This is a genomic window from Aquincola sp. J276, from assembly GCF_024700035.1.
In the GTDB taxonomy this organism is placed as follows: Bacteria; Pseudomonadota; Gammaproteobacteria; order Burkholderiales; family Burkholderiaceae_C; genus Aquincola; species Aquincola tertiaricarbonis.
On record NZ_JAJONC010000001.1, the window covers coordinates 2,107,824 to 2,119,522 of the forward strand.

The following is an 11,699-nucleotide window of genomic DNA, read 5'->3' on the forward strand; positions in this document are numbered from 1 at the left end:
ATTCCCACAGGAGACTGACCCATGCGCAAGACACTGCTGCTGGCCGCGCTGATCGGCGCCGCCGCCATCGCCCCGGCCGTCAACGCCCGCGAGTTCCGCTCGGCCGACGTGCACAACAGCGACGACTACCCCACCGTGGCGGCCGTGCGCTACATGAGCGACGTGCTCGACAAGCAGAGCAACGGCAAGTACAAGATCAAGGTCTTCAACAAGAGCGCGCTGGGCACCGAGAAGGAAACCATCGACCAGGTGAAGATCGGCGCGCTGGAGATGAACCGCGTGAACATCAGCGCGCTGAACTCCATCTGCCCGAAGACGCTGGTGCCCACCATGCCCTTCCTGTTCGATTCCATCGAGCACATGCGCAAGACGCTGGACGGCCCCATCGGCGAGGAGATCCTCAAGGGCTGCGAGAGCGAAGGCATGGTCGGGCTGGCCTTCTACGACAGCGGCGCGCGCAGCATCTACGGCAAGAAGGCCGTCAAGAGCGTGGCCGATGCCAAGGGCATGAAGATCCGCGTGCAGCAGTCCGACCTGTGGGTGTCGCTGATCTCGGCCATGGGCGCCAACGCCACGCCGATTCCCATCGGCGAGGTGTACACCGGCCTGAAGACCGGCCTGATCGACGCGGCCGAGAACAACATCCCGTCGTACGAAGGCTTCAAGCACTACGAGGCGGTGAAGTTCTATTCGCGCACCGAGCACTCGATGGCGCCGGAGATGCTGGTGATGTCGAAGGTCATCTTCGACAAGCTGCCCAAGGCCGAGCAGGACATGTTCCGCGCCGCCGCCAAGGAATCGGTGGCTTTCCAGCGCAAGAAGTGGGACGAGCAGGAGGCCAAGTCGCTGGCCACCGTCAAGGCCGCCGGCGCCACCATCGTCGATGGCGTGGACAAGGCCTCGTTCCAGCAGGTGATGGCACCGGTGTACGCCAAGTTCATCACCACGCCCGACCTGAAGCGCCTGGTCAAGGCCGTGCAGGACAACAAGTGACGCCCCGGCGGCGCCCCGCGGCCTGCGGGGCGGCCGCCCGCCCCAGAGGATGCCCATGAACACCGCCCTGCCGCCCACGGGCGCGCCGGTTCCCCCGTCGCGCATGCCGCTTCCACCGCGGCCGTCGCCGCCCCGGTGGCCCCCGCCACCGATCCCCAGCCCACGCCGCGACCCGCGGCGCACCATCTCTACAACCGGCTGTGCGCCGCGCTGTCCAAGGCCAGCCTGATCGGCGCGGTGCTGATGCTGCTGGCCATCATCCTGTGCGTGCAGTACCAGGTGATCGGCCGCTACGTGTTCAACGACACGCCCACCTGGGCCGAGGGCCTGGCGCTGCAGCTGGTGCTGTACGTCACCGCGCTGGGCGTGGCCGTGGGCGTGCGCGATGCCGGCCACATCGGCCTGGAATCGCTGGTGGCGCTGCTGCCCGATGCGGCGCGGCTGAAGATCGAGATCCTGATCCATGCGCTGGTGGCGCTGTTCGGCGGGATCATGAGCTGGAGCGGCTGGACCTGGGCGGTGATGAAGTGGACCGACATCAAGCCCATGCTGGGCGTGCCGGTGGGCCTGGACTACCTGGCGCTGGTGGTGGCGGGCGCCCTCATCGTGATGTTTTCGATCGAGCACATCCTGGCGCTGATCGCCGGCGAAGACGTGCTGCCTGCCTGGCATTGAGCCCCGGAGCCCCCTCATGGAACTGACCGTTCTTTCCATCAGCTTCGCGGCACTGCTGCTGCTTGGCGTGCCCGTGGCGTTCTCCATCGGGCTGGCCTCGGTGGCCACCGTGCTGTATGCGGGCATGCCCGTGGCGATCGTCTTCCAGAAGATGGTCGGCGGCATGCAGATCTTCTCCTTCCTGGCCATCCCGTTCTTCGTGTTCGCGGGCGAGCTGATGCTGTACGGCGGCATCGCCGACCGCATCGTGCGCTTTGCCAACAGCCTGGTGGGCCATGTGCGCGGCGGCCTGGGCATGAGCAACGTGCTGGGCTGCACCCTGTTCGGCGGCGTGGCCGGCTCGCCGCTGGCCGACGTGTCGGCCATGGGCTCGGTGATGATCCCGCTGATGAAGAAGGAAGGCTACGACGCCGACTATGCGGTGAACGTGACCACCCATGCGGCGCTGGTGGGCGCGCTCATGCCCACATCGCACAACCTCATCATCTTCACCCTGGCCACCACCGGCATCGCCTCGGTCAGCGTGTTCAGCCTGATCCTGGCGGGCGTGATCCCGGCGTTGATCCTCACCATCTGCAACCTGGCCGCGGCCTACTACGTGGCCGTCAAGCGCGGCTATGCCATCCATGGCCGCTTCCCGGGCTGGCGCGAGGTGGTGTGGAGCTTCCTGGGCGCGCTGCCGGGGCTGCTGATCGTGGTGATCATCCTGGCGGGCATCCTGTCGGGCATCTTCACCGCCACCGAGTCGGCCGCCACCGCGGTGTTCTGGGCGCTGCTGGTCACCGCGCTGGTCTACAAGACGCTGAGCTTCGAGAACTTCCTCAAGGCCTGCGCCAAGGCCTGCAAGACCACGGGCGTGGTGCTGCTGCTGATGGGCATCTCGTCGGCCTTCGGCTACTTCATGGCGCTGTACGAGGTGCCGCAGAAGACGGGCGAGCTGATGCAGTCGGTGACCACCAGCCCGTGGGTCATCTTCCTGATGATCAACGTGCTGCTGTTCGTGCTGGGCACCTTCCTGGACATGGCGGCCACCATCCTGATCTGCACGCCGATCTTCCTGCCCATCGCCCAGCACTTCGGCATGGACCCGGTGCAGTTCGGCATCATGATGCTGATCAACTGCGCGCTGGGCCTGAACACGCCGCCGGTGGGCACCACGCAGTTCGTGGGCTGTGCGATCGGGGGTGTATCGGTCGGGGAGGTGATGCGAAGCATCCTGCCCTTCTACGGGGCGCTCACCGCCTGCCTGATGCTGGTGACCTACGTGCCCGCCTTCTCGCTGTGGCTGCCGAACATGTTCCGCTGAGGCGCTCGGCACGTTGAGATCCCGGCCCCGCGGCTTGTACCGCGGGGCTTTTTTCTTGTTGGCGTGCGAAGCCCCGGCACACTCCACGCCATGGCCCCGCCTACTCCATCCAGGTCCTTCATCACGCTCCGCTGGCGCGGCGAGGCGCCGGTGCGCCGGGTGCTGTGGCGCGACATGCTGGGCGCGGGCACGCTGCTGAACCTGTTCACCACGCTGGCCGCGCTCGCGCTGATGGCCCGCGACGCCTCCACCGCCACGGTGGCCCTGGTGCACTTCAGCCCGCTGCCAATCAACTTGCTGCTGTTTGCGGCCGTGCAGCGCTGCCAGGATCGCGGCCGGGTGCATCTGCTGCTGGCCGGGGTGTGGCTGGTGGCGGTGACGGTGGCGTAGCCGCGCGGGCCGCCGCCAAGAAAAAAGGCCCCGGCGCTTGCGCCCCGGGGCCTTGCTGCTTGTGGCCGGCAACCTGCCGGCCTCAGCGCCTTACTGCGACGCCGCCGAGGCCGGCGGGTGGGCGGTGTCGATGCCGTGCTTCTCGCCGCCCATGTCGATGCTGCCGCCGGCGGTGCTCAGCACCCAGATGGCGACCGCGGCGAAGACCACGAAGCCCAGGAGAATCTTCCACATGTGTCGTCGTGCCTCGTCGTCGGGTCAGTCGTTGGCGTAGATGTCCACGTCCTTGGTCTCGCGCACGAACAGCATGCCGATCACCAGCGTGATGACCGCGATCACGATCGGGTACCACAGGCCGTAGTAGATGTTGCCGTTCTGCGCCACCATCGCGAAGCTGATGGACGGCAGCAGGCCGCCGAACCAGCCGTTGCCGATGTGGTACGGCAGGCTCATCGAGGTGTAGCGGATGCGGGTCGGGAACATCTCCACCAGCATGGCCGCGATCGGGCCGTACACCATGGTCACGTACAGCACCAGGATGAACAGGATGCCCACCACGGTGAACCACTGGCTGGAGCCGAACGGGATGGGATCGGCCTTGGCCGGGTAGCCGGCAGCCTTCATCGCGTCGGCCACTTCCTTCTTGAAGGCGGCGATGCTCTTGGCACTGGCCTCGTCGAACTTGTGGCCGCCGGCCGTCAACGTGCCGGTGGGCACCTGCAGCACCTTCTCGCCGATCTTCACCGTGGCCGGTGCGCCCGGGCTGGCCACCGTCTCATAGCTGGCCGAGGCCTGCGCCAGCGTCCGCTTGGCGATGTCGCAGCCGGTGGTGAAGTCCACCTCACGGGCGATCGGGCTGCCCTGGAAGGAGCACTGCGCCGGGTCCACCGTCACGCTGATCTGGGCCGAGGACTGGGCCGCCGCCAGCTTGGGGTTGGCCGCGGCGGTGAGGGCCTGGAACAGCGGGAAGTAGGTCAGCGCGGCCAGCAGCAGGCCACCCATGATGATGGGCTTGCGGCCGATCTTGTCGCTCAGCGTGCCGAAGATGACGAAGAACGGCGTGCCCAGCAGCAGCGCGATGCCCACCAGGATGTTGGCGGTGGCACCGTCCACCTTCAGCACCGCGGTCAGGAAGAACAGCGCATAGAACTGGCCCGAGTACCAGACCACCGCCTGGCCGGCCGTCAGGCCGATCAGCGCCAGGATCACGATCTTCAGGTTCTTCCACTGGCCGAAGGACTCGCTCAGCGGCGCCTTGGAGGTCTTGCCCTCCTCCTTCATCTTCTTGAAGGCGGGCGACTCGTTCATCGACAGCCGGATCCACACGCTGATGCCCAGCAGGAAGATGGACAGCAGGAACGGGATGCGCCAGCCCCAGTCGGCGAAGGCTTCCTCGCCCAGCGCGGTGCGGGTGCCCAGGATGACCATCAGCGACAGGAACAGGCCCAGCGTGGCCGTGGTCTGGATCCACGAGGTGTACGCGCCGCGCTTGCCGTGCGGCGCATGCTCGGCCACGTAGGTGGCGGCACCGCCGTACTCACCGCCGAGTGCCAGGCCCTGCAGCATGCGCAGGGCGATCAGCAGCACCGGCGCGGCCACGCCGATGGTGGCATAGCTGGGCAGCACACCCACGATGAAGGTGGACAGGCCCATGATCAGGATGGTGACCAGGAAGGTGTACTTGCGCCCGATCATGTCGCCCAGGCGGCCGAACACCAGCGCGCCGAACGGCCGCACCAGGAAGCCGGCGGCAAACGCCAGCAGCGCGAAGATGAAGGCCGACGTCGGGTCCAGCGCGCTGAAGAACTGCTTGGCGATGATGGCCGCCAGCGAGCCGTAGAGATAGAAGTCGTACCACTCGAACACCGTGCCCAGCGAGGAGGCGAAGATGACCTTCTTCTCCTCCGCGGTCATCGGCGTGTTTGCTGCCGGCTTGGTGCCGGCCGTCCCTGCCATCGCCATGATGAAAGTCTCCTGCGTTGCGCCGGATCACAACATGCCCGGCGTGGGCGGACTGTCAAAGCGGTGGCTGACGGAAAGCTGACGTGGCGGGCCTGCGGCGGCCCGTCTTCGGGCAAGTGCTGTTGGTACAAACCTGTAGAAGCCGAGCTCAGCGGGCCGAGGCCAGCACCCGCCCTTCGCGGAAGAAGGCTGCCAGGTTGTCGAAGGTGAGGTCGGCCATGGCGGTGCGCGTCTCCTGCGTGCCGCTGGCGATGTGGGGCAGCAGCACCACGTTGTCCAGCTGCATGAGCTCGCCGGGCACATGCGGCTCGCGGTCGAACACGTCCAGCCCCGCGCCGGCGATGCGGCCTTCCTGCAGCGCCTTCACCAGCGCCTGCTCGTCGATCACGCTGCCGCGTGAGACGTTGATGAGGAAGCCGTCCGGGCCCAGTGCCTCCAGCACCTGCGCGTCGATCAGGTGGTGCGTGCCTGCGCCGCCGGCGGTGATGACCACCAGGAAGTCGGCCCAGCGGGCCAGTTCATGCAGCATCGGCTCGTAACCCCAGGGCACGCCGGCCACCGGGTTGCGGCTGTGGTAGCGGGTGGGCATGTCGAAGCCGGTGGCGCGCTGGGCGATGGTGCGGCCGATGCGGCCCAGGCCCACGATGCCCAGCCGGGCGCCGCTGACCTTGCGGCCCAGCGGAAACTTGCGCTCCACCCATTCGCCGCGGCGCACGAAGCGGTCGGCCGCGCTCACGCCGCGGCCCACGTCCAGCATCAAGGCCATGGCCAGGTCGGCCACGCAGTCGTTCAGCACGTCAGGCGTGTAACCCACCGCGATGCCGCGCCGGCCTGCCGCATCCAGGTCGATGCGGTCCAGGCCCACGCCGAAGCTGGACACCACCTGCAGCGAAGGCAGCGCCTTGATCTGCGCCGCGCTGCAACCGTGCACCGCGGAGGTGGCCATGCCGACGATGCCTTCGCCGTGCTCGGCCAGCCAGGCCTCGGGGTCGGGCTGGGTGTCCAGCCGGTGCAGCTCGTAGGTGGCCGCCAGGCGGGCTTCCAGGCCCGGCATCAGCGGGCCCGTCTGCAGGATGCGGTGTCGTGTGGTCATCGGAACTCCTTGACTCGATGCAAGCGAAAAAACCCCGCACGCTGGGAGGCGCCGGGGTTGCGAAGGCAGGGCAGCGCGGCCACCCGGCATCATGCCGCCGGGCGGGGCCGTTGGCCATCAGGCCTGGGTGTAGGCGGTCTTCACGGTGGTGAAGAACTCGGCCGCATAGCGGCCCTGCTCGCGCGGGCCGTAGCTGCTGCCCTTGCGGCCGCCAAAGGGCACGTGGTAGTCCACGCCCGCGGTGGGCAGGTTCACCATCACCATGCCGGCCTGCGCATGCCGCTTGAAGTGGGTGGCGTGCTTCAGGCTGGTGGTGGCGATGCCCGAGGCCAGGCCGAAGGGCGTGTCGTTGGCCAGGTGCAGCGCCTCTTCGTAGTTCTTTGCGCGCAGCACGCTCATCACCGGGCCGAAGATCTCCTCGGTGTTGATGCGCATGCCGGGCGTGGTGTCGGCGAACAGCGCGGGCTGCAGGTAGAAGCCGGGCGCGCCGTCGGCATTCGTGGCGATGGCCTGGCCGCCGGCCACCAGCCGGGCGCCTTCCTGCTGGCCGATGCCGATGTATTCCAGGTCCTGGCCCAGCTGCTTCTCGTCCACCACCGGACCGATGTCGGTGCCGGGCTTGCGGGCGTCGTCCACCTTCAAGGTCTTGATGCGCTCGGCCACCGCGGCGACGAAGCGGTCGTGGATGCCTTCGGTGACGATGAGGCGCGACGACGCGGTGCAGCGCTGGCCGGTGGAGAAGAAGCCGCTGTTGACCGCCGCGGCCACGGCCACGTCCAGGTCGGCATCGTCCAGCACCACAAAGGGATTCTTGCCGCCCATCTCCAGCTGGAACTTGGCCATGCGGGCCACGCAGGCGGCGGCCACGCGCTGGCCGGTGGCCACCGAGCCGGTGAAGCTGATGGCGGTGACGCGCGGGTCGTCCAGCAGCACCGCACCCACTTCGGAGCCGCGGCCCATCACCAGGTTGAACACGCCGGCCGGCAGGCCGCTGCGCGACAGGATCTCGGCCAGCGCCCAGGCCGAGCCCGGCACTAGGTCGGCCGGCTTGAACACCACCGCGTTGCCGTGCGCCAGCGCCGGGGCGATCTTCCAGGCCGGGATGGCGATGGGGAAGTTCCACGGCGTGATGAGGCCCACCACGCCCACCGGTTCGCGCGTGACCTCCACGCCCACGCCGGGGCGCACCGAGGCCAGCAGGTCGCCGCTGGCGCGCAGGGCCTCGCCGGCGAAGAACTTGAAGATGTTGCCGGCGCGGACCACCTCGCCGATGGCCTCGGGCAGCGTCTTGCCTTCCTCGCGGGCCAGCAGGTCGCCCAGCTCGGCCTTGCGCGCCAGGATCTCGGCGCCCGCGGCGTCCAGCACGTCGAAGCGCTGCTGCGGCGTGCTCAGGCCCCAGGCCGGCGCGGCGGCATGCGCGGCGGCGATGGCCTGCTTCGCCTGCGCGGCATCGGCCTGCGCGTATTCGCCGATCAGGTCGCGCGTGTCGGACGGGTTGATGTTGCGGCTGGTGCGGGCGCCGGGCACCCACTCGCCGCCGATCCAGTTCTTGTGCATGGCGGTCTCGCTCATTGCGGGCCCAGGGTGGCGATCAGGGCCTTCAGCTCGTCGAACTCGGCCTGCTTCAGGTCGCTCAGCGGCGGGCGCACCGGGCCGGCGCCGTGGCCGACGATGGTGGCACCGGCCTTCACGATGCTCACCGCATAGCCCTCGCCGCGGTTGCGGATGGCCAAGTAGGGCAGGAAGAAGCTGTCGATCAGCCGCTCGGTGGTGGCGGTGTCGCCCGACGCCAGCGCGTTGTAGAACTCCATCGCGGTGCGCGGGATGAAGTTGAAGACGGCCGACGAATACACCGGCACGCCCAGCGCCGCATAGGCGGCGGCATACACCTCGGCGGTGGGCAGGCCGCCCAGGTAGGCCACGCGGTCGCCCAGGGCGCGGCGCACGCCGACCATCTTCTCGATGTCGCCCACGCCGTCCTTGTAGCCCACCATGTTCGGGCAGGCGTCCACCAGGCGCTGCAGCGTCTCGGGGCTGTAGCGCGAGGCGCCGCGGTTGTAGACGATGACGCCGATCTTCACGCTGTCGCACACCGCCTTGGCATGCTGGAACAGGCCGTCCTGCGTGGCTTCGGTCAGGTAATGCGGCAGCAGCAGGATGCCCTGCGCGCCGGCACGCTCGGCCTCCTGCGCATAGCGGATGGCCAGCGTGGTGCCGCCGCCGGCACCGGCGACGATGGGCACCTGGCCGCGGCAGGTCTCGGAAGCCACCTTGATCACCTGGCTGAACTCCACCGGCTCCAGCGAGAAGAACTCACCCGTGCCGCCGGCCGCGAACAGCACCGTGGCGCCGTAGGGCATCAGCCATTCAAGGCGCTGGGCATAGCCGCGCGGGTCGAACTTCAGGTCGGCGCTGAAATCGGTCAGCGGAAACGACAGCAGGCCCGACGACATTGCTTGCTTGAGTTCCTGGGGGCTCATGGATGCTCCGGTGTGAGGGTGTCAGTGTTGTCGGTCATCGTACAACACGCCCAGGTCGGCCCGCAAGTGTTAACGGTATCCGTACTTCCGCGTAGCGCGTACGTAGACGCCGCAGCTTGACGGCCGACGTCACACGCCGCAATATGTTGTACGACAACTGATCTGTTCCGGAGACGACATGGCTGTTTCATCGTTCTTCCACGCCGCCCTTGCCGGCACCCTGGCGGCCCTCGGTTCGCTGGCAGCGCTGCCCGCCTCAGCCCAGGACGACTGGCCGGCCAAGCCCATCCGCATCGTGGTGCCCTTTGCGGCCGGAGGCACGTCCGACGTGCTGGCGCGCACCCTGGGCGCGCAGCTGCAGGCGTCGCTCAAGCAGACGGTGCTGATAGAGAACAAGGCCGGCGCCGGCGGCGTGATCGGCGCCGACAGCGTGGCCAAGGCTGCGCCCGACGGCTACACCCTGCTGCTCGGCACCATCGCCACCCATGCCATCAACCCGGCGCTGCTGCCCAAGATGCCCTACAACGCGGCCAAGGACTTTGCCCCGGTGATGCTGCTGGGCAGCATCTCCAACGTGCTGCTGGTGGGCCCGGACCAGCCCTTCAAGACGGTGGCCGAGCTGGTGGCCGCTGCCAAGGCGCGGCCGGGCTCGCTGCAGTTCGCCTCCGCCGGCCAAGGCACCTCGCAGCACCTGTCGGGTGAGACCTTCAAGCTGCTGGCCGGCGTCAACCTCACCCATGTGCCCTACAAGGGCAGCGCTCCCGCCATCCAGGACGTGATGGGCGGCCAGATCCCGATGAGCTTCGAGACCGCGCTGGTGGCGCTGCCGCAGATCAAGGCCGGCAAGGTGCGGGCGCTGGCCGTCACCTCGGCCAAGCGCAGCGCGGTGCTGCCCGACGTGCCCACGATGCAGGAAGCCGGCATCGCCACCTTCGACGTGGCCAGCTGGCAGGCCCTGTATGCGCCGGCCGGCACGCCGCCTGCCATCGTGAGCAAGCTCAATGCCGAGCTGGCCAGGATCGTGGCCCAGCCCGAGACCAAGGCCCGCATCGACGGCCTGGGCCTGGAGTACACGCCCAACACGCCCGAGCAGTTCGGCGCCTTCCAGCGCGGCGAACAGGCCAAGTGGGCGCGCATCGTCAAGGACGGCAACGTCAAGGTTGAATAGACAAGTGATGGCAGACAGCAAGACACCGGCGCAGGCCGGCGCGGCGGCGCGACCGCCGCTGCTCATCAGCATGCACCCGCGCGACAACGTGGCCATCGTCGCCAACGACGGCGGCCTGCCGCCGGGCACGGTGCTGCCCTCGGGCCTGGTGCTGCGCGACCAGGTGCCGCAGGGCCACAAGGTGGCGCTGGTGGACCTGGCCGAAGGCGATGCGGTGCGCCGCTACGACGTGGCCATCGGCTTCGCCGCGCAGCCCATCGAGGCCGGCCGCTGGGTGCACGAGCGGCTGCTGCGCATGCCCGAGGCACGCTCGCTGGACGACCTGCCCATCGCCACCGTGAAGCCGGAGCCGCAGCCACCGCTGGAAGGCTTCACTTTCCAGGGCTATCGCAATGCCGACGGCTCGGTGGGCACGCGCAACATTTTGGCCATCACGCAGACGGTGCAGTGCGTGGCCGGCGTCACCGACTTCGCGGTGCAGCGCATCAAGGCCGAGCTGCTGCCGCGCTATCCCAACGTGGACGACGTGGTGGCTCTGGAGCACGGCTACGGCTGCGGCGTGGCCATCGACGCGCCCGATGCGGTCATCCCCATCCGCACGCTGCGCAACATCAGCCTCAATCCCAACTTCGGCGGCGAGGTGATGGTGGTGAGCCTGGGCTGCGAGAAGCTGCAGCCCGAGCGCCTGCTGCCGCCCGGCACCATTGCGCTGGTGGACGAACGCAACGTGGCCGACATCGGCGAGACCGCCGAGCCCAAGCTGGACGTGGTGTGCCTGCAGGACGAGGCGCACGTCGGCTTCATGTCGATGATCGACTCGGTGATGCGCCAGGCCGAGCTGCACCTGGAGCGGCTGAATGCCCGCCGCCGCGTGACGGTGCCGGCCAGCGAGCTGGTGGTGGGCGTGCAGTGCGGCGGCAGCGACGCCTTCTCCGGCGTGACGGCCAACCCGGCGGTGGGCTTCTGCACCGATCTGCTGGTGCGCGCCGGCGCCACGGTGATGTTCTCGGAAGTGACCGAGGTGCGCGACGGCATCGCCCAGCTCACCTCGCGCGCCACCACGCCGGAAGTGGCCGAGGCCATGATCCGCGAGATGGCCTGGTACGACGCCTACCTGGCCCGCGGCCGGGTGGACCGCAGTGCCAACACCACGCCGGGCAACAAGAAGGGCGGGCTGTCCAACATCGTCGAGAAGGCGATGGGCAGCATCGTCAAGAGCGGTTCAGCGCCGATCTCCGGCGTGGTGTCGCCCGGCGAGAAAGCGCGTGGCAAGGGCCTGCTGTACGCAGCCACGCCGGCCAGCGACTTCATCTGCGGCACGCTGCAGCTGGCCGCCGGCATGAACCTGCATGTGTTCACCACCGGCCGCGGCACGCCCTACGGCCTGGCGCAGGTGCCGGTGATCAAGGTGGCCACGCGCAGCGACCTGGCCCGCCGCTGGCATGACCTGATGGACGTGGACGCCGGCCGCATCGCCACCGGCGACAAGACCATCGAGGAGGTGGGCTGGGAGATGTTCCGGCTGATGCTGGACGTGGCGAGCGGCCGCAAGACCTGGGCCGAGCACTGGAAGCTGCACAACGCGCTGGTGCTCTTCAACCCGGCGCCGGTGACCTGAGCAGGCTTCCGGCG

12 protein-coding genes are annotated in these 11,699 nt (G+C 68.6%); 7 read left to right on the top strand and 5 right to left on the bottom strand.

Features of this window, described 5'->3' with window-relative positions; genetic code table 11:
* Positions 1–21 precede the first annotated feature (21 nt).
* The 4 genes from LRS14_RS09640 (at position 22) to LRS14_RS09655 (ending at position 3,364) form a co-directional block, all read left to right on the top strand.
* Complete coding sequence (locus LRS14_RS09640) at positions 22–993, top strand: TRAP transporter substrate-binding protein (RefSeq protein ID WP_046114215.1); 972 nt, start codon at positions 22–24, stop codon at positions 991–993.
* Positions 994–1,236: 243 nt separating this feature from the next.
* The gene (locus LRS14_RS09645; RefSeq protein ID WP_046114259.1) at positions 1,237–1,668 is read left to right on the top strand and encodes a TRAP transporter small permease; all 432 of its coding nucleotides are present in this window, start codon (positions 1,237–1,239) and stop codon (positions 1,666–1,668) included.
* A 16-nt stretch (positions 1,669–1,684) separates the two neighbouring features.
* Positions 1,685–2,974 carry a TRAP transporter large permease gene (locus LRS14_RS09650; protein WP_046114214.1) on the top strand — a complete coding sequence of 430 codons (1,290 nt, stop codon included), beginning with the start codon at positions 1,685–1,687 and terminating at the stop codon, positions 2,972–2,974.
* Positions 2,975–3,064: 90 nt separating this feature from the next.
* A complete protein-coding gene (locus LRS14_RS09655; protein WP_257799394.1) occupies positions 3,065–3,364 on the top strand; it encodes a hypothetical protein in 300 nt (99 codons plus the stop codon).
* A 90-nt stretch (positions 3,365–3,454) separates the two neighbouring features.
* Here LRS14_RS09655 and LRS14_RS09660 read toward each other — a convergent pair whose 3' ends face one another.
* Both LRS14_RS09660 and LRS14_RS09665 read right to left on the bottom strand, forming a co-directional pair.
* Positions 3,455–3,598: a hypothetical protein gene (locus LRS14_RS09660; protein WP_257799395.1), complete on the bottom strand. Its 144-nt coding sequence runs from the start codon at positions 3,596–3,598 to the stop codon at positions 3,455–3,457.
* A gap of 24 nt (positions 3,599–3,622) precedes the next feature.
* Positions 3,623–5,278, bottom strand: a complete 1,656-nt coding sequence (locus LRS14_RS09665; protein WP_157039613.1) for an MFS transporter — start codon at positions 5,276–5,278, stop codon at positions 3,623–3,625.
* On the opposite strand from LRS14_RS09665, the gene LRS14_RS09670 reads away from it, so the two are divergent.
* Positions 5,253–5,408, top strand: coding sequence for a hypothetical protein (locus tag LRS14_RS09670; RefSeq protein ID WP_157039612.1), 156 nt, complete (start codon positions 5,253–5,255; stop codon positions 5,406–5,408). The two genes, LRS14_RS09665 and LRS14_RS09670, sit on opposite strands and share 26 nt — an antisense overlap.
* Before the next feature lie 66 nt (positions 5,409–5,474).
* Here the strand turns inward: LRS14_RS09670 and LRS14_RS09675 are convergent, their stop codons facing one another.
* The 3 genes from LRS14_RS09675 to kdgD form a co-directional block, all read right to left on the bottom strand.
* Complete coding sequence (locus LRS14_RS09675) at positions 5,475–6,419, bottom strand: 2-hydroxyacid dehydrogenase (RefSeq protein WP_257799396.1); 945 nt, start codon at positions 6,417–6,419, stop codon at positions 5,475–5,477.
* 117 nt (positions 6,420–6,536) lie between these two features.
* Positions 6,537–7,976 carry an aldehyde dehydrogenase family protein gene (locus tag LRS14_RS09680; RefSeq protein WP_257800447.1) on the bottom strand — a complete coding sequence of 480 codons (1,440 nt, stop codon included), beginning with the start codon at positions 7,974–7,976 and terminating at the stop codon, positions 6,537–6,539.
* Positions 7,977–7,987: 11 nt separating this feature from the next.
* Positions 7,988–8,899, bottom strand: coding sequence for a 5-dehydro-4-deoxyglucarate dehydratase (gene kdgD, locus LRS14_RS09685; RefSeq protein WP_046114210.1), 912 nt, complete (start codon positions 8,897–8,899; stop codon positions 7,988–7,990).
* Between the two features lie 178 nt (positions 8,900–9,077).
* On the opposite strand from kdgD, the gene LRS14_RS09690 reads away from it, so the two are divergent.
* Positions 9,078–10,067, top strand: a complete 990-nt coding sequence (locus LRS14_RS09690) for a tripartite tricarboxylate transporter substrate binding protein (protein WP_257799397.1) — start codon at positions 9,078–9,080, stop codon at positions 10,065–10,067.
* Positions 10,068–10,074: 7 nt separating this feature from the next.
* Positions 10,075–11,685 carry a galactarate dehydratase gene (gene garD / locus LRS14_RS09695; RefSeq protein ID WP_257799398.1) on the top strand — a complete coding sequence of 537 codons (1,611 nt, stop codon included), beginning with the start codon at positions 10,075–10,077 and terminating at the stop codon, positions 11,683–11,685.
* Positions 11,686–11,699: the final 14 nt, after the last annotated feature.